Genomic DNA, 23,002 nt, shown 5'->3' with positions numbered 1-23,002 from the left:
TGCCGTCCAAAGAAAAAAAGCCGCTTTAAAAAAGCGGCTTTTTTTATCAGCTCATGCCGATAAATCGTTTGAGCTTCGTGAAGAACGTATCTTTTTCCTGCTCAAGCGGCTGAAGCGGAACCGACTCGCCGAGTATACGGCGGGCGATGTTCCGATATGCGATTGAAGCACGGTTATTTGGGTTATGAGCAACCGGCTCTCCGTTATGAGACGATTTAATGACCTCATCATCATCAGCTACAATCCCGATCAGCTCAATCGACAAATGAGCAGCTACTTCATCCACATCCAGCATGTCACCTTCTTTGACCATATGATTGCGGATCCGGTTCACCACAAGCTTTGGCGGTGCCATGCCTTCTTCTTTTTCCAAAAGACCAATTACACGGTCTGCATCCCGGACGGATGATTTTTCCGGTGTAGTCACGACAATGGCGCGGTCTGCGCCAGCTACAGCATTTTTATATCCCTGCTCTATTCCAGCGGGGCAGTCAATCAAAATATAATCATAATCTTGTTTTAATTCATCGACCAATTTTTTCATTTGCTCAGGTGTAACAGCAGACTTATCGGTCGTTTGGGCAGCCGGCAGCAAATAGAGGAGATCATTAAAACGCTTGTCCTTTACAAGAGCCTGATGCGTTTTGCACCGCTCCTCCACTACATCAACAAGGTCATAAATAATCCGATTTTCAAGTCCCATGACTACATCCAGGTTACGAAGACCGATATCTGTGTCAACGAGACATACTTTTTTCTCCTGCAGCGCAAGCGCTGTACCGAGATTTGCGGTCGTTGTTGTTTTGCCGACTCCGCCTTTTCCAGAAGTAATGACAATTGCTTCCCCCACTTAAAAGCCCCCTTTAAACGTCGATAAATCAGGACGCAAATATTTCAATACCTGCAGCCGATCAATCACCAATTGTTGTGCTTCATTAATAAACGCGCATTCCGACTCTGTAATATCTTCTTCATCATATCGGTCTGGTGAACGGGTTAAATGACTGCTGATCCGCAGCTGGGACGGCATCATTTTTCCGGCGGCAATCACCGCATTGTCATTTCCATAGCAGCCCGCGTGCGCCATGCCTTTTAGCGCCCCCATGATAAAAATGCTTCCTCCTGCCATCACAGCACCGCCAGGATTTACATCCCCAATCAGCAGTAAATCTCCTGGCACTTCCAGCACCTGACCGGAACGGATACGGCCTGTATATGAAACAATTTCATTTTCTTCTTTCCATTGTATAGCTTCGTCAATTGTCAGCACGTTGGACCTGATGTCTTCGACAACTAGATGACGGCGCTGCCTGATCAGCTGACGCAGTTCTTCTTTTTCTTCTTCAGTCAAATATCGGTTCCCCGTTTGAACCGTGACTGTAATGAGTGCATTTTCGCCGTCTTTTGTAACGGCATCTAATTTTTCGGTTAATTCCTCTATTAATTCACTATAGGAACATTTATCACTTAACTGAAGAGTCAGGCCGTCTTTCGTCCCTTTAATGACGACATTTTGACTTTGTTTCATAGAAAGTATCCCACCTCTGTACGTCTCAATATTCGACAGCGCTATCCGATATTCCTTTTTTCTCTCTTAATCGAACACTTTTTTCAATTTCAAAAAAGCACCTCGAAGCGGGATGGCAAACAGAATGTAAAAAAGAGCGTTTAACACAAACGTTGCCAAAAGCCGCATATAGGTGAACTGCTCAAATGAAAAGGTTGTCCGCTGTACGAGCACATTCAATCCGTACATGACCAATTCAAGCAGGGCAATATCAAACAACACGATAACGAGAAAAACAGGCAGCGTACCATGGAGCCATTTCGTCAGCATGGATGTTATGTAAACGATAAGCGGCAGGAAAAAGAAATAGGCGCCTAGAAGCCCTGTATAAAACATATCAAATAAAAAGCCGAAGAAAAAGCCATATTTTATAGCTGTATTCCTGTCAAAGAAAACAGACATAAACAAAAGGCCAATGATAAAAAAACGCGGAACCGGCATGTAGGCCCCGTCAAAGGCCTGTTCTGAAAAAAAGATCATAAACACACTATCACTATAAAACAGGGCGGTCATTAAAAGAGGAAGGAGCGCTTTTTTCACATTCCTTCCTCCTCAACCACTACCTGCTGGCGGTCTTCTTCTTCAGGCAGTACTTTTGTCATTTTACGCTTGGACACCATAACGTGTTCCAAATCATAAAAGCTTGCGGCCGGTTTGACAAGTGCTGTCTGTGTTAAACCAAATTCATCCGGAACAAGCTCTGATACCTTTCCAATCACCAGGCCTTTCGGGAAAACGCCGCCAAGGCCGGATGTTGTGACAGCTTGTCCTTTTTTTACTTTCGCATCGGACGGAATCTTCGTTAATTGAAGCATTTGTTTTTCTTCATCATATCCTTCAATAAGCCCATAAACGGTTTTGTCGCCTTGGACAAGCGCCGAAACGCGGTTGTTTGAATCGTGAGCCGACAAAAGCTGCACAGTAGACGTGAACTTTGACGTACTCTGTACTTTTCCAACCAAGCCGCTCGCTGTCATCACTGCCATATCCGGCTCAATCCCATTTGATTCTCCTTGATCGATGGTAATCAACTCATACCAGCGGTCAGGATTGCGGGCAATGACTGTTGCCTGAACGGGCTCGTAATCAGCCAGGCTGTCTTCTTTCTCAAGCACTTTACGGAGTTCAGCATTATCTTTTTCAAGACGCGCCACGTCACTTTCCAGCTGGGCAAGCTCTTCCAAGTGAGTGCGAAGCTTTTCATTTTCTTCATATGTATGGCGCAACCTGCTTACATCGTCAAAAAAAGACTCCACAGCACCCGCGGGCTTCGACACAATATTCTGCCCGAAACCTGTTACGTCTTTAATGAATTTTTCCGGCCAAGTGATGTTCTCCCGGTCCCGCATGGAAAAACCAATCATAGCAACAAGAAGAATAATACTGCCGAGCAATATAATCAACCGCTTGTTTGTTAAAAAGTGCGGCATGAATTCCACCTCAGTTTTCTAAGCATTCAAAACGGTGAGGCTGGTTCAACGCGCACCGGAAAACCGGTTAAGACGCGCGGAGAACCGGCCTCATCGTCAACGATTATTTGTTTTTAAACAGATGAATGTGATCCAATGCAAGACCCGTTCCTACTGCAACACAGTCAAGTGGATTTTCAGCAATAATAACTGGCATATTGGTTTCCTTGCTGATCACCTTGTCTAAATTGCGCAGCAACGCACCGCCGCCCGTTAGTACAATACCGCGATCCATAATATCGGCTGCTAATTCCGGAGGCGTTTTTTCCAAGGTGCTTTTTACCGTTTCTACAATAGCGTAAACCGTGTCTTTTAGCGCATCTGCTATTTCTTGTGCGGTAATCTCAATCGTTTTCGGCAATCCTGTCAACAAATCACGGCCGCGGATTTCCAAGTTTGGAATGCCTTCCGCATCGCCGGCTGACCCGATTTCCATTTTAATCATTTCTGCTGTCCGGTCTCCGATCAGCAAATTGTACTGCTTGCGGATATACGCGATAATTGCATCATCCATTTCATCACCGGCAATCCGAAGGGATTCGCTTGTCACAATACCGCCAAGCGAAATAATCGCGACTTCTGTCGTACCGCCGCCGATATCTACTACCATGCTTCCCGTTGGTTCCCATACAGGAAGATTGGCTCCGATGGCTGCTGCAAACGGCTCTTCAATCGGATAAGCATCCCGTGCCCCTGCCTGGCGTGTTGCATCAATCACCGCGCGGCGTTCAACGGCTGTAATACCAGATGGCACACAAACCATTACGTACGGCTTGCTTGATAGGAAGCCGCTTGCACCTTTTGTCGCCTGCTTAATGTAGTACTTAATCATCGTGGCTGTTGTTTCATAGTCGGCAATAACACCGTCTTTCATCGGGCGTGTGGCAATGATATTACCCGGCGTCCGGCCGATCATGTTGCGTGCATCATTCCCAACTGCCACGATCTGTTTTGTATCTGTCTGCAATGCAACAACAGATGGCTCCCGTACAATAACACCTTTTCCTTTTGCATAAACAAGTGTATTCGCTGTTCCAAGGTCGATGCCAAGGTCACGGCTCCCAATTCCAAACATGTAGTGTATCTCCCTTTCCTCAATAGACCCTTTTTATCGTGATCATTTCACTAGATATGGCTGTTTTAAAATGTGTGAAAAGTTTCTCAAAAACCATAACTTATATTATAGCGGAACGAAAAAAAAAAGCATAGCGTTATAAATAACCTTTTTCTTTCAAACTCACATATTTCTTCTCGCCTATAATCAAATGGTCGAGGACATCAATGCCTAATATTTTTCCGCACTCCACCAGCCGTTTAGTTACATCGATGTCTTCACGGCTGGGAGACGGGTCGCCCGATGGATGATTATGCAGACAGACAATCGAAGCAGCGGAACGGCGGAATGCTTCTTTAAAGACCTCGCGCGGGTGGACAATCGAGGCATTTAAGCTGCCAATAAACAGGGTTTGTTTGTGCATCACCTGGTTTTTTGTGTTTAAATAGAGCGCGACAAAATGCTCCTGGCTTAAGAAGCGCATTTCTTCCATCATATAATTAGCGGCATCTTCCGGAGAGCGGATGGTAAAACGCTCATCATACTTTAAGCGTTCTATACGCCGCCCTATTTCAACGGCCGCCATCAGCTGAATCGCTTTAGCACCCCCTATTCCTTTGATGGACGTAATTTCTTCAAGTGAGGCATCCTTGAGCAGGCGAAGGCCTTCAAAGTGGATTAAGATACGGTTGGACAGCTGCAGAACGGATTCTTCTTTTGAACCGGTACGAAGTAAAATAGCGAGGAGTTCATGGTTGGATAAACTGTGCGGACCGCTCGCAATCATTCTTTCACGCGGGCGGTCGTGCGGCGGAACATCCCGTATCATCAGCGGGTGAGACGGGATTGTTTTATCATGGGTCATTTGGATTCTTCCCTTCTTTTAATCGTGGACCGGCCCGGCCCGGCCCGTCCTCAAGAAGGCCCGATTGATTCAATCGGCGGTGAAGTGAGGAAACCGGCAGTCCCACTACATTAAAGTAATCACCGTGAATCGCTTTAACAAAAAGCGCGCCGGCTGTTTGAATTCCATAGCTGCCTGCCTTATCAAATGGGTCGCCTGTCTTGATATAAGCCGCAATCTCCGCTTTTGTCAGTTCCCAAAATTCAACGTCGGTTTTTTCATGAAAGACCACTTTTTCATTTCTCGAGAGAATGGCAACACCGGTATAGACGGCATGGTGGCGGCCGGAAAGCATACAAAGCATGTCCATCGCCTCCTGCTCGGTTTCCGGCTTTCCAAGAATACGATCGCCAACAGCTACGACGGTATCCGCACCGATCACTACTTTATCCGGGTACGCCGCCAAAACAGCTTCTGCTTTTCGTAGAGCAAGCTGTTCAACTGCCTGGGCCGGATGCGTTCCGGGTGCAATGGTTTCGTCCGTATTGGCCGCATGAACGATAAAAGGAATGTTTACTTGAGCAAGCAATTCTTTTCTGCGGGGCGATGATGAAGCCAAAATAATGTGGGTCAAAGAGGATCACCTTTCCTTTTGGTTGGATATAAAGAGTCATTGGGAGTTACGCGTTTATCATATCAAACAACATACCGGCAAACAAATAAAACCCGCCGGATGGAGGCAGGCTAGGGTGACAGAATCGAGGCGGCTTCTTCCAACTGCTGATCCTCTGCCGCTTTTTTTAACGCTTTTTCTTCTTCGCTTGAAACAGTGACTTTCGTTTCTTTTACATAAGCGGCTGTTCCGTCCGCTTCCAATTGCTGCTCGGCTTGATCCGCTTCAGGTTTGGAGAAAAAAACACCGTAGATCATGCTGTATTGCTTCCCTGTTGAAAGGACAGCGGCCCGCTCTTCTGATGCAGCAGCTGCTTCTTCTGCTGCCGATTTTGTAGAATAAAGCCCTCCTTGAAGAACAAACAGCGAAATATTTTTTTCGGTAGCAGCTATTCCTTTTTCGGCCGGCTCCTCTGCTGACGGCGCCGCTTGCTCAGAAGGCGTACCCGATGCCTGCACTTGTTTGGCTGATTTTTGATCCGGAACCGCGCTCATCATTAACAGCCCGAACACACTGCCTGTTAAAAGAGCAGCAAAAATAATTAGGATTCCCGTTCCTGCTTTTAAAGCAGGCTTTTTTTTCGGCTTCGGCAGTACCGTTTCTTCGCCGGGAAGCTGCCAAATCAATACCTCTCCATCCCGGCGTGTCCAGTCTGGCTCTTCCATGTTTATCCCTCCTCTCTTAAACATACGGCTTATAGAAAGCAAAAAGAACAGAATAAATACTATTCTGTCCTTATAATTTTTAATAGACAAGATGATCACTAGATACGTTTCTTTACACCTGTTTTTCAAAAGAAACTTAAGTACCAATCAATAAATATATTACCTTTAAAATAAGCTAGCAATGTACCCATCGAAATAAATGGAGCGAAAGGGACAGGTTCTTTTCTTTTTATTATTCCAAAAAATAAAAGAATAAGACTTATGACTGCTCCAAAGAAACAAGCAAGGAAAAAAGCTAGCAGAATCAATTTAAATCCTAACGTAAATCCAAGCAGCGCAAACAATTTAATATCTCCTCCGCCAATTCCTCCCCTTGATAACATAGCAAATGCTGCTAATACACCAAAAGTGAATAAAGCGGCTAACAAAGAGTTTCCCCAAGATTCTAGAGGCTTAATAAGCCATATAGGAAATATGATACTTCCAAAAACCAGTAAGATTTTATTTGGAATAAGCATATAAACAAGATCTGAAACAATAAGAATACTAAGTAACGAAATAAGCAGAAAGGCGTATAAAAAAGATAACGACGAGCCAAAAGTTTGATATGCAAATACAAAAAGCAGTGGTGTAACGAGCTCCATTATAAAATAAAGAGGAGAAATACTCTTTTTACACTTTCTACACCTGCCTTTTAACAGGATATAGGATATAAGAGGCAATAAGTCAGCAAAAGTTAAGCGATACTGACAGTGAGTGCATGTGCTTGGCGGGTAAAGAATTGACTTTCCGGCTGGAACACGTATCCCTATTACATTATAAAACGAACTGAAAACAAGTCCATATAGAAAAATCACCAAAGAATTCGCCATTAAACTTGATCATTAGAAACACGCATAGACTTTTTGTGAATTTTTGACCTGTTGGCCTTCTTCTGAAAAGTGAACGGATACATAAAATTCTTACTTTGTTTGTATTTGATTAACCTAATCATTTTAATGTTCCTCCTCCACTTCCTTTACTCTGTGCTCACTATACTTTAAATTTTTCTGGTTATGAAATATAGAAACGGCGTATTTCCACCCATATATTTACCATTTCCCTCTCTCTATCTAAAGAACTTATACATTTGGTCTTTAATCCAAAAAAAGAAAAGAAGACAATAACACTGATAGTAATATCTTTTGGAGGACACTAAAACGACGTAAACTAGTGAGCAAATAATCCTTTTGCTCCTTTTCCCCACTTTGAACCAACCATTTAAATGGTTAGTTCTTGTTTTATCATAGAAATAAAATAAAGGGAGCCCGTGACAATAAGAATATCTTGAATGGTAGAATTTTGCTGGAAGTCTCGAATAACCCTAACACAATCTGGATCAAATATAACTGATGCGCTTTGAAATGGTGCATACTCTTTTGCGCCTGCGGCTCTTGGAAAGTCAAACGAAGTCAGGTACAGCTGATCTGCCATTTGGTTTAAGCGTGCAATCATTCCATCCAGCGGTTTGTCCTTCATTGCCGCAAACAGGATCGTTATGTTTTTATTCGGAAACCGCTGGACGGCTGTCCGCACAAGTGCTTCTACTCCTTCTTCATTATGGGCGCCGTCTGCAATGATCAGCGGGTCGTCTGAGAGTGTTTCAAACCGTCCCGGCCATACGGCTTTTTGGAGCCCCTGCTCAATATGGTGCTCTTCGATTAAAAAGGAGTAAAATACACGTAAAAAGTCAGCTGCCATCACAGCTGTTGCCGCGTTTTGCACCTGGTGCAGCCCGGCAAGTCCCGTTTCGAGGGCAGAACGGCTGCTGTAAAGGGACGTGAAGTCAAATTGTTCTCCTTTTTCCGTTGAAGCGGTCCAGCTGCCCGTGAAATCCCGGCCGTATTGGTAAAGTGCTGAACGTTTTTGCTTTGCCGTCTCGGCAATCACAGCAAGAGCTTCCGGCTGATGAACCGCTGTTACAACGGGCACACCGCTTTTAATAATGCCTGCTTTTTCCCGCGCAATTTCTTCCAGCGTGTCACCAAGGAATTGAAGGTGATCCATGCCAATCGTGGTGATCACCGACAGCAGTGGATGAACAATGTTTGTTGAATCCAGGCGGCCGCCAAGACCGACTTCAAATAAAACAAGGTCAACCGGGTGCATATAAGCAAAATAATAAAAAGCCATAGCCGTAATGATTTCAAATTCACTCGGCCCGCCCATTTCCAGCTCTTCCATTTCATCTGCAATCGTTTTAATTTTCACTGCCAAAGCCGTAATCTCTTCATCTGAAATAGGCGTCCCATTAACGCTGATCCGCTCATTGAATTGTTCAATATAAGGTGATGTAAACGTCCCTGTTTCAAAGCCGGCTTCCGTTAAAATCGATCGCAGCATAGCGGTAGTCGAGCCTTTTCCATTTGTTCCGCCAATATGGACTGCACGCAGGCGGCGCTCAGGATGATCAAGCCGTTCCATCATATATTCCATCCGCATCAGACCCGGCTTAATGCCTACGCGCAGACGTCCATGAATCCAGGCAAGTGCTTCTTCGTACGTATTCATGCTATTTCTTCTCCTTATGTACGAAAAAGACGAACCGCCTTGAGGCGGGTTCGTCTTCTCGATTAATTCTTTAAATCTTCGATGCGTGCTTCAACAGCAGCGAGTTTTTCACGGTAATCCGCTTCTTTCGCGCGCTCTTCATCAACGACTTTTTGCGGTGCTTTTGAGATAAACCGCTCATTAGACAGCTTTTTCAGTACGCGGTCTACTTCAGACTGCCACTTTGCTTTTTCTTTTTCAAGACGGGCAATTTCTTCATCAATATTTAATAGACCTGCAAGCGGCATAAAGAGCTCGGCTCCCGTTACAACAGCTGTCATCGCTTTTTCAGGCACTGCCGGGTTTGCATCAATTACAAGCTCATCCGGGTTACAGAATCGCTCAATGTAGTAGCGGTTTTCTGTTAAAGTAGAAAGAACTGCTTCGTCTTTTGCTTTTAAAACAAGCGGTACTTTCTTGCTCATCGGCGTGTTCACTTCTGAACGAATGTTGCGCACAGCACGGATAATATCAACGAGCAGCTTCATGCTGGCTGCTGCTTCTTTGTTTGTTAAAGAATCATCTGCTGTTGGCCATGATGCTTCGACAATCGTTTCCCCTTCATGCGGCAGGTTCTGCCAAATTTCTTCGGTAATAAACGGCATAAATGGATGCAGAAGACGCATTGTGCTGTCGAGCACATAAGCAAGAACCGAACGGGTCATTTGCTTCGCCTGTTCGTCTTCCCCGTACAGCGGCAGTTTCGCCATTTCAATATACCAGTCACAGAAATCGTCCCAAATAAAGTTATACAGCGTCCGGCCGACTTCCCCGAACTCGTATTTATCCGATAAGTGTGTCACGCTTTCAATCGTTTCATTTAAGCGTGTTAAAATCCATTCATCTGCAACTGATTTTTTGCCCGTCAAATCAATTTGATCATATGTCATGCCGCCCATATTCATCAGGGCGAATCGAGACGCATTCCAAATTTTATTGGCAAAGTTCCATGTTGCTTCCACTTTCTCGGTTGTATAGCGCAAGTCCTGTCCAGGCGAGCTTCCCGTTGCAAGGAAGTAGCGAAGTGAATCGGCACCGTACTGGTCAATGACTTCCATCGGATCCACGCCGTTGCCAAGAGACTTCGACATTTTGCGCCCTTCTGCGTCGCGTACAAGACCATGGATTAAAACATCTTCAAACGGGCGTTCACCTGTAAATTCAAGCCCCTGGAAAATCATTCGGGATACCCAGAAGAAAATAATATCATACCCCGTTACAAGGGCTGCAGTCGGGTAATAGCGCTTGAATTCAGCAGAATCCTCATCTGGCCAGCCCAGCGTTGAAAACGGCCACAGAGCTGATGAGAACCATGTATCAAGTACGTCGGTATCCTGCTCCCAGTTTTCTGCATCCTGAGGCGCTTCCTGCCCTACATAAACTTCACCTGTTTCTTTATGATACCAGGCTGGAATGCGGTGCCCCCACCAAAGCTGACGGGAAATACACCAGTCACGGATGTTCTCCATCCAATGCAGGTATGTTTTTTCAAAACGATCCGGTACAAAGTTTACTTTGTTTTCGTTTTTTTGAAGCTCAACGGCTTGTTCAGCCAAAGGACCCATTTTAACGAACCACTGGGTAGACAAATACGGCTCGACAACAGCGCCGCTTCTTTCCGAATGGCCGACTGAATGTAAATGGTCTTCAATCTTAAATAGGACACCTTGTTCCTGAAGATCTTTGACAATCTGCTTACGGCATTCAAAACGGTCCATGCCGCCGTATGTACCGGCTTCTTTGTTCATTGTTCCGTCTTCGTTCATCACAAGGATACGCGGAAGATCATGACGGTTTCCGACTTCAAAATCGTTCGGATCATGCGCTGGCGTAATTTTCACAACACCGCTTCCGAATTCTGGATCTACATACTCATCAGCGATAATTGGAATTACCCGGCCGACAATTGGCAGGACAACATTTTTACCGATTAAATGTTTGTAGCGCTCATCTTCCGGATGAACCGCTACGGCCGTATCACCAAGCATCGTCTCCGGGCGTGTTGTGGCAACTTCAATAGAGCCTGATCCGTCCTCAAGCGGATATTTCATATGATAAAAAGCACCTTGTACATCTTTATAGATAACTTCAATATCTGACAGCGCCGTTTTAGTAGACGGATCCCAGTTGATAATGTACTCACCACGGTAGATGAGCCCTTTTTCATACAGCTTTACGAATACTTCACGAACGGCTTTTGACAACCCTTCATCCAGCGTAAAGCGTTCCCGGCTGTAGTCAAGGCCAAGACCAAGCTTTGCCCACTGGGCACGGATATGCCCGGCGTATTCTTCTTTCCATTTCCATGATTCTTCAAGGAATTTCTCACGGCCAAGATCATATCGGGTCTTGCCTTCTTCTTTTAACTTCTGTTCTACTTTTGCCTGTGTCGCGATACCGGCATGGTCCATTCCTGGAAGCCATAGAACGTCAAAGCCCTGCATGCGCTTCATGCGCGTTAAAATATCCTGCAGTGTTGTATCCCATGCATGCCCAAGGTGAAGCTTGCCTGTAACATTCGGGGGCGGAATCACAATCGTGTAAGGGGTTTTGGATTCATCGTTTTTTGCTTCGAAAAATTTGCCGGCTGTCCACCAGTCGTATCGGCCTTTCTCGATCGCCTGTGGATCATATTTTGTCGGCATCGTTGTTTCTTGTTGTGACATTGTTTTTCCTCCTTGTAAAAAAGCGCGAGGCACACGTTTTTCAGCGGCAAGCTTAAGACACCCCCTCACAGAAGCGGTTTGTACCTCCGGAAGGAACCGGCTTATGCCCTTGCTGATGGCGCCTGGAGCTTGGACATCATAAAAAAAAGCCCCGCCGTCTGAAAAGGACGAAGAGGCTGCTTGCGGTACCACCTTTTCCCGGTCCACACGTTTCTTTTCAATATCATTATCTTAGCCGAAAATGCTTCAGTGCGTCAACCTTACGCACCTTTTTTCGTGCAATTCATATGATGTCAAAAAGGAGTGTTTTCCATGATGCGCCATTACGATAGGTGGCCGCCGTGGCTGCGCCGCTGCCGCTTTATGTGCTGCCGGATTATTATTCCGCTTTGCTGCTTTCAAGGGCTGCGCACGCTTTTTTTGCCGACGACGTTTGATGTTATTCTGTTGGCTCTTTTGATTCTTCTTGCGGCTGCCCTTCATCTTGAGTGGTTATAAGCTCCACATTGCCGGAGGATACCTGGAACCGCCATTTAGCTTTTTGTGCAGGCCGCTCTTCAAGCCAGCTAAAAACGGAAGCATCGTCTTCCGCCCGTTTTTGAACTTGAACAGCGGCATCTTCTGATTCCATTTCGGCTGTTTCCTGCTCCTCTTCGGCTTCTGCGCTTTTTTCTGCTTCACTCTCCTCAAGCTCTTCTGCGTTGCTTTCTAAGCTTCCTTCTGGCTCGTACTCGTATGCAGCTGCCACGATTGGCGCTGGTTCTTCCTCTATTTTTCTGACAGTGGACACTGCAATAGCAAGCTCTGCTTCTAAAATAAGCCGGTCCGGCTTTTCTACTGTATAATCAAAGGTGTGAATTTCAATATCTGCCCCCTCCGCCGCACGCTGGTCCGGAGGCAAGACGGCCTGCACCGGAATATGACGGAAAAACTGGCGGATAGAATCTTCTTCCAGGCCAAAATAATCGTGTATACGATACTCGCCTGTTACCTCAATAGAGCCCTGCACACTTGCTCCTTGAATCACAACTTGCGGATCAAGGGAAATGGACAGCAGTTCATCCACTTCTTCTCCTTCTGGAAATACAACATCCTCCTGAAGCGCAACGAAAAATAACTCTTCCATGCACACCCCTCCCTTTCGCGCTAGTGTATGCGCGCAGAAACGGAAACATGAAAAAAAGGTGTCTATAACATAGCCTTAAAGGCTTTGTTATAGACACCACGTCGCTTTATTTTGCCAAGCGGCTAAACGCTTTTTCGGCTGCTTGAATGGTTTGATCAATATCCTCGTCTGAATGCGCTGTTGATAAAAACAGCCCTTCAAATTGGGACGGAGGCAAGAAAACACCTTCAAGCGCCATTTCGCGGAAATAATCAGCGAACAGAGCAAGGTCTGACCCTTTTGCATCTTCATAGTTTTGAACAGGCCCTTCATGGAAGAAGCAGCCGACCATCGAGCCAGCACGGTTAAACGTGATTGGAACCCCATATTTACGTGCCGCATCCGTCAGCCCTTTTTCAAGCATATCCGCTTTGCGTCCAAACTCCTCATAGGATGCCGGCGTCAATTGACGAAGTGTTTCGATTCCGGCAGTCATAGCCATCGGGTTTCCGGACAGCGTGCCCGCCTGATAAATGGTTCCCGCCGGCGCCACATTATTCATAATTTCCGCTTTGCCGCCGTAAGCCCCAACCGGAAGACCGCCGCCGATCACCTTGCCAAGACAGGTAAGATCCGGCGTAACACCGAAGTGCCCCTGTGCACAGTTGTAGCCGACACGGAAACCCGTCATCACTTCATCAAAAATAAGCAGCGAACCATTTTGCTCCGTAATTTCACGCAGGCCTTCTAAAAAGCCCGGCAGCGGAGGAACAACGCCCATATTGCCGGCAACCGGCTCAACAATTATACAGGCAATATCCTCACTATATTGTTCAAATGCAAAACGAACACTTTCCAAATCATTGTATGGAACCGTAATGGTGTTTTTAGCAACACTCTCCGGCACACCCGGGCTGTCCGGCAGTCCGAGCGTTGCAACACCGGAACCGGCTTTAATGAGCAGTGAATCTCCATGTCCATGGTAGCACCCTTCGAACTTAAGGATTTTGTTGCGTCCTGTATATCCCCGTGCCAGCCGAAGCGCACTCATTGTAGCTTCCGTACCGCTTGATACCATTCGAACGACTTCAATCGACGGTACGCGCTCAACGACGAGCTTTGCCATTTCATTTTCAAGCAGCGTAGAAGCGCCGAAGCTCGTACCCGTTTCCGCCGTTTTTTTCAATGCTTCGACTACCTCGTCATTTGAATGGCCTAAAATAAGCGGACCCCACGACAGCACATAATCAATGTACTCATTCCCATCAATATCGTAAATTTTTGACCCTTTGCCCCGCTCCATGAAAATAGGATCGATATTGACCGATTTAAACGCACGAACCGGACTGTTTACGCCGCCCGGCATCATTTGAACCGCTTCTTTAAAAGCAGCTTTTGATTTTTCGAATGAACGCATGAAAAAGCCTCCTCTTATTGTTCGTTTAGCCAGCGTGCCGCATCTTTTGCATGATACGTCATAATTAAATCTGCACCTGCGCGCTTCATGCCGGTTAATGTTTCAAGAACAATCGCCCTTTCATCAACCCAGCCATTTAAAGCAGCGGCTTTCACCATGGCATATTCACCGCTTACGTTGTATGCCACAACCGGTGCATCAAATTCGTTTCGTACGTCCCGGACAATGTCCATGTAGGAAAGAGCCGGCTTAACGATTAAAAAGTCCGCACCCTGTTCAATGTCAGCCCGCGCTTCCCGAATCGCTTCACGCCGGTTTGCCGGATCCATTTGATACGTTTTCCGGTCGCCAAATTGCGGTGTAGAATCGGCCGCATCACGAAATGGTCCATAATAAGCAGAAGAATATTTTACAGCGTAAGACATGATTGGCACTTCTGTAAAGCCCGCTTCATCCAGCCCTTTGCGGATTGCTGCGACAAACCCGTCCATCATGTTTGATGGCGCGATGATGTCGGCACCTGCTTCTGCCTGGCTGATTGCCGCTTTGGCCAAAAGATCAAGAGACGGGTCGTTTAATATGCGGCTTCCTTCGATAACGCCGCAATGACCGTGATCGGTATATTCACATAAACATGTATCCGCAATCACAATAAGGTCTGGATAGTGGTTCTTAATATGGCGTGTAGCTTTCTGGACAATGCCATCATTATGATAAGCGCCTGTTCCAACTGCATCTTTTACATCAGGCAGACCGAATAAAATAACCGATTTAATGCCAAGCCCGATTACCTCTTCGATTTCCTCGTTCAATTGATCAATAGATAATTGAAAAACGCCCGGCATAGATGGAACCTCGTTGCGGATTCCCTCTCCTTCTGCTACGAAAAGCGGGTATATAAAATCATTCACATGAAGACGTGTTTCCCGCACAAGTGCCCGCATATTTGCAGTTTGACGCAAACGGCGGTGACGTTCAAAATTCAATTCCATTTGTATCACTCCTTATAAAATCTGCTCATTTCCTTTACAAGCGCATCAATGGTAAAAACGGTTGGACAGACCGAAACCGGTATGCCGAATGCGACTGCTTCTTTTTCTGTTACCCGGCCAATCACTCCGTAATCTGTTTTTGGCAGCGGCTCTTGCGCCCGCTTCAAAATCTGCATAAAATGCCGGACAGCAGATGGACTTGTGAATGTAATCATATCTACTTTTTCCGTCCGAATCAGCTTTAATAAGTGTGCCCGCTCATCGGCTGGAAAGTAGGTTTCATAAACAAGCCATTCGTCTGCCTGTCTGCCTGCCTCACGAACGGTATCCGCTATTAAGCTGCGCGCCATGCTGCCTTTTGGAATCAGCACTTTTTCAGGCAAAAAACATCCTTTTCGTATGTCTTCGGCAACATCCTCCGCGGAAAACCGTCTGGGCATATAAGAAACAGAAAGTCCGTAGGATGCTGCTGCTTTAGCCGTTTGTGTGCCGATCGCCGCCCATTTTGGCCTTATTCTGTGCAAAAGATGACCGGCTTTTTGCATAAAAAAATCAACGCCGTTTTTGCTTGTAAACAAAATCCAATCATATGTATGCAAGCTGGCCAAAATGGCCTCTTCCTGCCCGTCTTCAAACGCCCGGAATGCGATAAGCGGCACTGCGTATGCTGTGCCGCCCGCTTCTTCTATTTTACCAATAAACGGTGCTGCCTGTCCCCTCGGACGGGTTACAACGATTCGTTTACCAGCGAGCGGCTTCATTCGGCTGCCGCCCTCGCCGCCTGGATTAATTCGAGCGCACCCCGGTCCTTTAAAAGATGTGCCGCTTCTAAGCCCACTTTTTCAGCGTTACTTCCGGAGACTGTTTCTTTTAAAATGGTTTTTCCATCCGGTGAAGCAACAAGTGCTGTTAAAGAGAGCTCTTCACCTTTTATTGTAGCAAAACCAGCTACCGGTACCTGGCATCCGCCCTCTACTGCTCCTAAAAAAGCACGCTCTGCCGTAACAGCTCGTTTCGTGTTGTCACAAGTGAATTGATCCAGCAAATTCCGTAATTCTTTGTCATCTTCACGGCACTCAATCGCTAGAGCCCCTTGACCGACAGCAGAAACAGACAATTCTTCACTCAAAAATTCTGTTACGGTATCTGCAGACCAGCTCATACGTGCCAGACCCGCGGCAGCAAGAATAATCGCATCATATTCTTCGTTCTGGAGCTTAGTCAGCCGCGTGTCAATATTGCCCCGAATCCATTTGATTTCAAGATCCGGTCTTGCCGCCAAAATCTGGGCGCTCCGGCGAAGACTACTTGTACCAACAATGGAGCCGGCCGGTAATTCATGAAACTTCACATGACCGTTTGAAATAAGCGCGTCGCGATGATCTTCCCGCTCCGGCACGGCGCCTATTACCAGACCTTCCGGCAGGACAGCAGGCATATCTTTCATGCTGTGAACAGCCATATCGATTTCGCCATCAAGCAGTGCCTGTTCGATTTCTTTTACAAACAGGCCTTTACCGCCTACTTTTGATAACGTCACATCCAGAATACGATCGCCTTTTGTCACGATTTCTTTTACTTCAAATTCTGTTCCAGGCGACAGCGCCTTCAGCTGATCGATCACTTGATTCGTTTGTGTGAGCGCCAGGCGGCTTCTTCTCGATCCGACAATAATTTTCCGCAAGATGATTCCCTCCATAACCGCCCGAAAGCCGGTGTCACGAATACCAGAAATGGAATGTGGACAGCCGGCTTCCGAGGAAAAAGTTCATTAAGATGATAAGAAAAGCCGCTGCATTGATCGATGCAAGGGTTTTTCCCGAAACTCCTTTTCGCACTTTTACATATAAAAAAGCACTATATATAAACAGTAAAACAAAAGAAGTAACAATTTTCAAATCAAACCAGCTTACATCAGGCAGTTTAATCGTTTTCCAAACCAGTCCTAAAATTAAGCTCAGCAGCAAAAGCGGAACACCTATTGCATTCCAGATGACTGACAGCTTTTCAAGCTGGCCAAGATCTCCAAGCCTCCAGAGGCGTTCATTCCACTTTTTCATTTTTAAAAGCCGGTATTGAAGCAGGTATAGGGCTGAAAAAATAAACGACAGAGAGAACGCTCCATACGACAAAATCGCTGTCGTGATATGAAGAAGCAAAAGTTCCGATACCAGTTTTTCCGCCGCCGCCTGCGACTCTACCTGAACCGGCGCAAAGGTATGGATCGTCATAATCATAAATCCTATCACATTCGTAAAGAAAACCGTGAAATCCATCCGAAGCAGCTTATTTAAAACAAGAGAAAACGTAACTAGCACCCATGCATAAAAATAAAGACCCTCAAAAAGAGTCAATACAGGAAATCGGCCTGTATTATACATATACAAGCCTAAAAAAATAGTTTGAAGGCTCCAAACCACTGTTAAAATCCAGAAGGCGATTCGATTCGCCCGCTGGTTTTTTTGAACAAAATCAAGAAAATAAAGCAATACGCTTACAGCGTACAAAATAATCATAAGTTCATGAAGGCGGATCATCCCTTGCTCCAACATCACGTAACCTCACTTAAAACTGGAGTAAAGGCTTTGTTTGAACCCTCTGAACACGCTCTTCCTCTTCCTGTGCACGTTTCAGTTCTTGAACGTCTTCCTCAATATTGAAAATGTGCATAAAAAGCTCAAGCTTTTCAGCCGCCCGCTTGTCACCGGCTAATTCTTTTGCCTGCAAGATCGGATCTTTCAGCATCTGATTGACAATACTTTTTGTGTGTTTACTTAATACTTTCCGGTCACGCTCTGATAAATGCGGGAGCTTCCGGTTAAGGCTCTCCATCGTGTCTGCTTGAATCGAAAGTGCTTTTTGGCGCAAAGCCGAAATAACCGGCACAACACCAAGCAAATTAATCCACTCATTAAACGCGACGATTTCCCCTTCAATCATAAGGCCTATTTTTGCAGCGGCTTTTTCTCGTTCAGCCAGGTTCGCTTCAACAATGCCTTCCAAGTCATCGATATCATATAAGAAAATGCTGTCCAAATCTGCAACCTCAGGAGCAATATCACGAGGAACTGCAATATCGACCATAAACAAAGGACGCCCTTTGCGCAGCTTTTGAACACCCTCAATTATTTCTTTTGTGATGACGTAATCCTTTGAGCCGGTTGAGCTGATTAGGATATCCGCCTCAACCAATGCGCCTTGCAGCTCGTCCATTGTTTTAGCCCGGCCCTGGAACCGCTCAGCAAGTGCTTCTGCTTTTTCGAACGTCCGGTTTACGACAGTCACTTTTGTCGCACCGCTGCCATGCAGGTTCTGGATGGCCAGTTCGCCCATTTTACCAGCACCCAGAACTAAAACATGGCGGCCGGACAAGCGGCCAAAAATCTTTTTGGCAAGTTCGACTGCTGCATAGCTGACAGATACTGCATTCGCGCCAATATCTGTTTCGGCATGCGCCCGTTTAGCCAATGTAACCGCCTGTTTAAATAAATGGTTAAAAACGGTACCTGCCGCTTTTACTTCTTGTGATTGCAAAAAGCTTTGGCGGACCTGTCCTAAAATTTGTGTTTCGCCCAGAACCATTGAATTTAATCCAGCAGACACACGAAAAAGATGTTCAACCGCCGCCTCTTGCTCATAAATAAACAAAAACGGCGTAAAGTCTGCCTGAGGAATATCGAACCATTTCGACAAAAATTCTTTTATATAGTAACGGCCGGTATGCAGCTGATCAACAACCGCGTAAATTTCTGTACGGTTACACGTCGATACGATGACATTTTCAAGCACACTTTTTTGTTTTTGGAGCTCTGCCATCGCTGCCGCGAGCGTTTCTTCTCTAAATGAAAGGCGCTCACGAATTTCTACCGGGGCTGTTTTATAATTTAATCCCACCGTGATGATATGCACGTCACTGCACCCCCGAAAACGATTCATTGTAGGTTTCATTATACCATAATGCAACGTTTTTATTTTTTATAAATTGTGAACATATGCTAACATAAAAGACAGTCGTGCTTTTAAAACATATATACACGTATTCCTGTTTCTATTTGTACTATAGACAGAAACTCCAATGCTAAAACTACGGCGTCACCGATCACCGTTATAACGCATGAGCTAATGCGCTGAACAACAGGTAAAATGATAGAAGTTCGGGGCCGTATTTTTTCAAACGACGTTTGTTCGGTTTCTTATTTATAAATATTATCAAATAAAAATTATTTTAGCAATAGGTTAAAATCATTGTACAAAGACTAAAAACGTGACGTCCTGTCACAATATCTTCGTGATCCACTTCCTGTGGTCGCTCTATTAAATGTGTTGGAAAGCGGGGGGCTTAATCGATATGAATGAACAGCGTATCTTCCCAGGAGTTTTATTAATCGGCTTTGGTTTGTACTTTTTTCTCCACCAATCAGCTTTTACGTGGGTTAAGCCTTACCTTGGCTGGCCGGCTCTGCTCTTTATTACAGGTCTTGCTTTTCTTGCCCAGGGGTTTAAAGGTGATGGAAGCGGACTGGTTCCCGGTGTCGTGCTTTCGGGATTTGGCTTTCATTTTTATGTAGTCGACTACCTCGGCTGGTGGGCCAATGATACCGGTGTTTTTCTTCTCATTATTGCCGTAGGCTTTTTGCTGCAGCATCAGCAGACCGGCCGCGGTCTTTTAAACGGTATTTTATTTTTGGCTTTAGCAGCCGTCATGCTTTTTTATGGGACTGTGAAACAATGGCTGGGACCGGTGGGTTCCTTTTGGCAGTTTTGGCCGCTGATTTTAATTGTGGTGGGCGGATACCTGCTGTTTGTGAAAAAAAACAGCGGACCGGCCCGCAAAAAAACATAAAAAAACAGCCTCCCTTATTGGGAGGCTGTTTTTATTCTTCTCCGAATTCTTCTTCTTTACGCAGCTCTGTTTGATATTCTTTTTGGTCGAGCGTCCGTTTTTTCACAGCTTTCCACACTTCATCTTTTCCAAGGCCTGTCTCCGATGAAAAAACAATGATATCATCGAGCGGATCGAAATCAAGGGTTTCTTTTACCACTTTTAAATGCTTTTGCCATTTTCCTCTTGGAATTTTGTCTGCTTTTGTCGCAATGACAATAGCTGGAATGTCGTGATATTTTAAAAACTCATACATCGCTACATCGTCAGCAGATGGAGCATGACGCAAATCGACAATATGAATGCAGGCAGCAAGGGGCTTCCGGTCCGTCATATACGTTTCGATCATGCGTCCCCAGGCTTCACGCTCTGTTTTAGCCACTTTTGCATAGCCGTAACCCGGCACATCGACAAAAAAGACGGTATCTTCAATTTTATAGAAGTTCAGTGTTTGCGTTTTGCCGGGTTTTGATGAAATGCGGGCCAGGCTTTTACGGCCGATCATGCGGTTAATAAAAGATGATTTTCCCACGTTCGACCGTCCGGCAAGTGCAAACTCCGGCAGTCCATCCGTCGGGTATTGGTGCGGTTTCGCGGCACTGATCACCAGTTCCACATTGTTTACTTTCATGAATTGCTTCCTCCGATCGCGATGTCCAATACTTCATCCATGGTCGAAACAGGCAGGAACGTCATGCCTTCACGGATACTTTCTGGAACATCATCGATATCTTTTTCATTGTCTTTAGGCAGAATGATCGTTGTTAAACCGGCACGGTGCGCACCGAGTGATTTTTCCTTTACACCGCCGATAGGCAGCACGCGGCCGCGCAGTGTAATTTCTCCCGTCATGCCCACATCCCGGCGTACTGGACGTCCCGTAAGAGCCGAAATAAGTGCCGTCGCCATTGTAATCCCTGCAGATGGCCCGTCTTTCGGAACCGCCCCTTCTGGAACGTGAATGTGAATGTCATAATGTTCATGAAAATCCGCTTCAATGCCCAGCTCATCCGCTTTTGAACGCACATAGCTGAATGCAGCCTGCGCGGATTCTTTCATCACATCTCCCAGTTTTCCGGTTAAAATAAGCTTGCCTTTCCCCGAGGAAAGTGACACTTCGATTTGCAGCGTATCGCCGCCGACAGAGGTATAAGCCAGACCGTTTGCTACGCCGATCTGATCTTCGGTATCAGCCTGCCCATAGCGGAAGATGCGCTTACCAAGAAATTCCTGCAAGTTTTTGTCTGTAACCGTAATCCGCTTTTTCTCGCCTGATACGATTTTTTTAGCGGCTTTGCGGCAGATGGCAGCCATTTGGCGTTCAAGACCCCGCACGCCGGCTTCACGAGTATAATAACGGACGATATCCCGAATCGCTTCTTCTTTTAAACGAAGCTGATTTCGCGAAAGGCCATTTTCTTTTACTTGTTTCGGGAATAAATGGTCTTTTGCAATATTGATTTTTTCCACTTCTGTGTAGCCGGCGATAGAGATTACTTCCATGCGGTCACGCAGCGGTCCTGGAATAGCGCTCAGATCATTGGCTGTTGCAATGAACATGACATTCGATAAGTCGTATGTTTCTTCAATGTAATGGTCACTAAAATTATGGTTTTGTTCCGGATCAAGCACTTCTAAAAGCGCAGCAGATGGATCACCACGAAAATCACTCGACATTTTATCAATTTCATCAAGCAAGAAAACGGGGTTGATCGTACCTGCTTTTTTCATGCCTTGAATAATCCGGCCCGGCATAGCACCTACGTACGTGCGGCGATGACCGCGGATTTCCGATTCATCACGCACGCCGCCAAGTGAGATGCGTACAAAATTCCGGCCAAGCGATTCCGCGATAGAACGGACCAGGCTTGTTTTCCCCACGCCCGGAGGACCTCCAAGGCAAAGAATCGGCCCGCGCAATGACTGCGTTAACTGACGGACAGCTAAAAATTCAAGCACCCGCTCTTTTACTTTTTCAAGACCGTAATGATCGCGGTTTAATACGTCCTCGGCTTTTAATACATCCAGGTCATCTTCGGTCGCCTTGGACCATGGCAGTGTAACGAGCCATTCAAGATAGTTGCGGATAACCGCACTTTCCGCGGCGCTTTGCGGAATTTTTTCGTAACGGTCAAGCTCCTTCATCGCTGTTTTTTCCACATGCTCCGGCATATTTGCAGCCATAATGCGTGTGGTTAGTTCTTCAACTTCACCTGTTTTTCCTTCTTTATCGCCAAGTTCAAGCTGGATCGCTTTCATCTGCTCACGCAAATAATATTCTTTCTGCGTTTTTTCCATCGATGTTTTCACACGCTGTCCGATTTGCTTTTCTAAATTCAATACTTCCCGTTCACTGTGAAGAAGGGAAATTAATCGTTCCAGTCGTTCTTTTATAGAGAATGTCGCTAAAATCTCCTGCTTTTCTTTTACTTTTAGTGACATGTGAGATGTGGCAATATCAGCCAGTCTTCCCGGTTCTTCAATATCAGCCACTGAACTGATCGTTTCCGCCGAACCTTTCTTGGACAGCTTGACATATTGCTCAAACTGCTTTAACAGCATCCGCATAAGTGCTTCTGTTTCTGGATCTTTAGTCACATCTTCTTTATGCACTTCTACGACTGCTTCATAAAATGCTCCCTGGTCTACAACAGAAATCAGCTTTGCCCGGTCCAGACCTTCAACAAGCACACGAATCGTTCCATTTGGCAGCTTCAGCATTTGCTTTACTTTCGTTAATGTACCGACTTCGTATACATCATCCCCAGATGGATCATCTAAATCCGGGTCTTTTTGAGCGGATAAAAAAACAAGCTGATCGTTCATCATGGCTTTTTCAAGTGCTTCGATCGACCGATCACGTCCTACATCCAAATGCAGAACCATTGTCGGATATACATGCATTCCGCGCAGCGGAAGCAATGGCACAGTATAAATTGTATCTGCCTTCATGACAAATCTCCCTCCCAGTAAGAAAAGCGCAAGGCGCCCGTTTATCCATCCAAACAAAAGCCAAGATATCATACCGCGGCGCTTTTATGCTTTCCGTAAGCGGATCCCCGGCGGCGCCTGAAGCTGG

The 23,002-nt window shown here is 45.8% G+C and carries 22 protein-coding genes; 2 read left to right on the top strand and 20 right to left on the bottom strand.

The genetic code is table 11. The annotated features are described in order from the left end of the window. Positions 1-46 precede the first annotated feature (46 nt). From minD to L2D08_RS08455, 11 genes are all read right to left on the bottom strand, one after another. Complete coding sequence (minD, locus tag L2D08_RS08505; RefSeq protein ID WP_242233332.1) at positions 47-850, bottom strand: septum site-determining protein MinD; 804 nt, start codon at positions 848-850, stop codon at positions 47-49. Continuing rightward, on the bottom strand, positions 851-1,528 hold the full coding sequence (gene minC, locus L2D08_RS08500) for a septum site-determining protein MinC (RefSeq protein ID WP_242233331.1): 678 nt from the start codon (positions 1,526-1,528) through the stop codon (positions 851-853). A gap of 66 nt (positions 1,529-1,594) precedes the next feature. Then, positions 1,595-2,107, bottom strand: coding sequence for a rod shape-determining protein MreD (mreD, locus tag L2D08_RS08495; RefSeq protein ID WP_242233330.1), 513 nt, complete (start codon positions 2,105-2,107; stop codon positions 1,595-1,597). Next, positions 2,104-2,997 (bottom strand): rod shape-determining protein MreC, encoded by an 894-nt coding sequence (gene mreC, locus L2D08_RS08490; protein WP_242233329.1) that lies wholly within the window; start codon positions 2,995-2,997, stop codon positions 2,104-2,106. The genes mreD and mreC overlap by 4 nt, the downstream gene beginning before the upstream one ends. A gap of 103 nt (positions 2,998-3,100) precedes the next feature. Beyond that, on the bottom strand, positions 3,101-4,111 hold the full coding sequence (locus L2D08_RS08485; RefSeq protein WP_242233328.1) for a rod shape-determining protein: 1,011 nt from the start codon (positions 4,109-4,111) through the stop codon (positions 3,101-3,103). 136 nt (positions 4,112-4,247) lie between these two features. Then, positions 4,248-4,955: a RadC family protein gene (gene radC / locus L2D08_RS08480; protein WP_304653925.1), complete on the bottom strand. Its 708-nt coding sequence runs from the start codon at positions 4,953-4,955 to the stop codon at positions 4,248-4,250. Beyond that, a complete protein-coding gene (locus tag L2D08_RS08475) occupies positions 4,945-5,568 on the bottom strand; it encodes a Maf family protein (protein WP_242233327.1) in 624 nt (207 codons plus the stop codon). Before L2D08_RS08475 ends, radC begins: the two co-directional genes overlap by 11 nt. Positions 5,569-5,678: 110 nt before the next feature. Next, the gene (locus tag L2D08_RS08470; protein WP_242233326.1) at positions 5,679-6,272 is read right to left on the bottom strand and encodes a hypothetical protein; all 594 of its coding nucleotides are present in this window, start codon (positions 6,270-6,272) and stop codon (positions 5,679-5,681) included. A gap of 125 nt (positions 6,273-6,397) precedes the next feature. Beyond that, the gene (locus tag L2D08_RS08465; protein WP_242233325.1) at positions 6,398-7,144 is read right to left on the bottom strand and encodes a prepilin peptidase; all 747 of its coding nucleotides are present in this window, start codon (positions 7,142-7,144) and stop codon (positions 6,398-6,400) included. A 388-nt stretch (positions 7,145-7,532) separates the two neighbouring features. After that, positions 7,533-8,822, bottom strand: a complete 1,290-nt coding sequence (locus tag L2D08_RS08460) for a bifunctional folylpolyglutamate synthase/dihydrofolate synthase (protein WP_242233324.1) — start codon at positions 8,820-8,822, stop codon at positions 7,533-7,535. Positions 8,823-8,884: 62 nt separating this feature from the next. Continuing rightward, positions 8,885-11,527: a valine--tRNA ligase gene (locus tag L2D08_RS08455; RefSeq protein WP_242233323.1), complete on the bottom strand. Its 2,643-nt coding sequence runs from the start codon at positions 11,525-11,527 to the stop codon at positions 8,885-8,887. 312 nt (positions 11,528-11,839) lie between these two features. Between L2D08_RS08455 and L2D08_RS08450 the strand changes: the two genes are divergently transcribed. Then, positions 11,840-12,025, top strand: coding sequence for a hypothetical protein (locus L2D08_RS08450; RefSeq protein WP_242233322.1), 186 nt, complete (start codon positions 11,840-11,842; stop codon positions 12,023-12,025). Here the strand turns inward: L2D08_RS08450 and L2D08_RS08445 are convergent. The 7 genes from L2D08_RS08445 to hemA form a co-directional block, all read right to left on the bottom strand. Further along, positions 11,967-12,653, bottom strand: a complete 687-nt coding sequence (locus tag L2D08_RS08445) for a hypothetical protein (RefSeq protein ID WP_242233321.1) — start codon at positions 12,651-12,653, stop codon at positions 11,967-11,969. The genes L2D08_RS08450 and L2D08_RS08445 overlap by 59 nt on opposite strands. Positions 12,654-12,759: 106 nt before the next feature. Next, complete coding sequence (gene hemL, locus L2D08_RS08440; protein ID WP_242233320.1) at positions 12,760-14,049, bottom strand: glutamate-1-semialdehyde 2,1-aminomutase; 1,290 nt, start codon at positions 14,047-14,049, stop codon at positions 12,760-12,762. Between the two features lie 14 nt (positions 14,050-14,063). Next, positions 14,064-15,041, bottom strand: coding sequence for a porphobilinogen synthase (gene hemB, locus L2D08_RS08435; protein ID WP_242233319.1), 978 nt, complete (start codon positions 15,039-15,041; stop codon positions 14,064-14,066). Positions 15,042-15,046: 5 nt separating this feature from the next. Then, complete coding sequence (locus L2D08_RS08430; RefSeq protein ID WP_242233318.1) at positions 15,047-15,802, bottom strand: uroporphyrinogen-III synthase; 756 nt, start codon at positions 15,800-15,802, stop codon at positions 15,047-15,049. Further along, positions 15,799-16,725 carry a hydroxymethylbilane synthase gene (gene hemC, locus L2D08_RS08425; RefSeq protein ID WP_242233317.1) on the bottom strand — a complete coding sequence of 309 codons (927 nt, stop codon included), beginning with the start codon at positions 16,723-16,725 and terminating at the stop codon, positions 15,799-15,801. The genes L2D08_RS08430 and hemC overlap by 4 nt, the downstream gene beginning before the upstream one ends. A 34-nt stretch (positions 16,726-16,759) precedes the next feature. Then, positions 16,760-17,593 (bottom strand): cytochrome C assembly family protein, encoded by an 834-nt coding sequence (locus L2D08_RS08420; RefSeq protein WP_242233316.1) that lies wholly within the window; start codon positions 17,591-17,593, stop codon positions 16,760-16,762. A 13-nt stretch (positions 17,594-17,606) separates the two neighbouring features. Further along, entirely contained in the window at positions 17,607-18,950 is a 1,344-nt protein-coding gene (gene hemA, locus L2D08_RS08415; RefSeq protein ID WP_242233315.1) for a glutamyl-tRNA reductase, read from the bottom strand. Positions 18,951-19,389: 439 nt separating this feature from the next. Here hemA and L2D08_RS08410 point away from each other — a divergent pair, with 439 nt between their 5' ends. Further along, positions 19,390-19,884 carry a hypothetical protein gene (locus L2D08_RS08410; protein ID WP_242233314.1) on the top strand — a complete coding sequence of 165 codons (495 nt, stop codon included), beginning with the start codon at positions 19,390-19,392 and terminating at the stop codon, positions 19,882-19,884. A 31-nt stretch (positions 19,885-19,915) separates the two neighbouring features. Here the strand turns inward: L2D08_RS08410 and yihA are convergent, their stop codons facing one another. Both yihA and lon read right to left on the bottom strand, forming a co-directional pair. Beyond that, positions 19,916-20,554 carry a ribosome biogenesis GTP-binding protein YihA/YsxC gene (yihA, locus tag L2D08_RS08405; RefSeq protein ID WP_242233313.1) on the bottom strand — a complete coding sequence of 213 codons (639 nt, stop codon included), beginning with the start codon at positions 20,552-20,554 and terminating at the stop codon, positions 19,916-19,918. Further along, positions 20,551-22,875 (bottom strand): endopeptidase La, encoded by a 2,325-nt coding sequence (gene lon, locus L2D08_RS08400; RefSeq protein ID WP_242233312.1) that lies wholly within the window; start codon positions 22,873-22,875, stop codon positions 20,551-20,553. Before lon ends, yihA begins: the two co-directional genes overlap by 4 nt. Positions 22,876-23,002 lie beyond the last annotated feature (127 nt).

Origin of the sequence: Domibacillus sp. PGB-M46, from assembly GCF_022668875.1 — a bacterium.
Classification (GTDB): Bacteria; Bacillota; Bacilli; order Bacillales; family Domibacillaceae; genus Domibacillus.
The sequence above is the reverse complement of the archived record's forward strand: the minus strand, read 5'-3'. Positions and strand labels throughout refer to the sequence as shown.

Bases quoted from the DNA above. Each gene is read 5' to 3' on its own strand.
- minC (WP_242233331.1), bottom strand. From the start codon at position 1,528: ATGAAACAAAGTCAAAATGTCGTCATTAAAGGGACGAAAGACGGCCTG.
- mreC (WP_242233329.1), bottom strand. From the start codon at position 2,997: ATGCCGCACTTTTTAACAAACAAGCGGTTGATTATATTGCTCGGCAGT.
- L2D08_RS08485 (WP_242233328.1), bottom strand. From the start codon at position 4,111: ATGTTTGGAATTGGGAGCCGTGACCTTGGCATCGACCTTGGAACAGCG.
- radC (WP_304653925.1), bottom strand. From the start codon at position 4,955: ATGACCCATGATAAAACAATCCCGTCTCACCCGCTGATGATACGGGAT.
- L2D08_RS08470 (WP_242233326.1), bottom strand. From the start codon at position 6,272: ATGGAAGAGCCAGACTGGACACGCCGGGATGGAGAGGTATTGATTTGG.
- L2D08_RS08465 (WP_242233325.1), bottom strand. From the start codon at position 7,144: ATGGCGAATTCTTTGGTGATTTTTCTATATGGACTTGTTTTCAGTTCG.
- L2D08_RS08460 (WP_242233324.1), bottom strand. From the start codon at position 8,822: ATGAATACGTACGAAGAAGCACTTGCCTGGATTCATGGACGTCTGCGC.
- L2D08_RS08455 (WP_242233323.1), bottom strand. From the start codon at position 11,527: ATGTCACAACAAGAAACAACGATGCCGACAAAATATGATCCACAGGCG.
- L2D08_RS08450 (WP_242233322.1), top strand. From the start codon at position 11,840: ATGATGCGCCATTACGATAGGTGGCCGCCGTGGCTGCGCCGCTGCCGC.
- L2D08_RS08445 (WP_242233321.1), bottom strand. From the start codon at position 12,653: ATGGAAGAGTTATTTTTCGTTGCGCTTCAGGAGGATGTTGTATTTCCA.
- hemL (WP_242233320.1), bottom strand. From the start codon at position 14,049: ATGCGTTCATTCGAAAAATCAAAAGCTGCTTTTAAAGAAGCGGTTCAA.
- hemB (WP_242233319.1), bottom strand. From the start codon at position 15,041: ATGGAATTGAATTTTGAACGTCACCGCCGTTTGCGTCAAACTGCAAAT.
- L2D08_RS08430 (WP_242233318.1), bottom strand. From the start codon at position 15,802: ATGAAGCCGCTCGCTGGTAAACGAATCGTTGTAACCCGTCCGAGGGGA.
- L2D08_RS08420 (WP_242233316.1), bottom strand. From the start codon at position 17,593: ATGTTGGAGCAAGGGATGATCCGCCTTCATGAACTTATGATTATTTTG.
- L2D08_RS08410 (WP_242233314.1), top strand. From the start codon at position 19,390: ATGAATGAACAGCGTATCTTCCCAGGAGTTTTATTAATCGGCTTTGGT.
- yihA (WP_242233313.1), bottom strand. From the start codon at position 20,554: ATGAAAGTAAACAATGTGGAACTGGTGATCAGTGCCGCGAAACCGCAC.
- lon (WP_242233312.1), bottom strand. From the start codon at position 22,875: ATGAAGGCAGATACAATTTATACTGTGCCATTGCTTCCGCTGCGCGGA.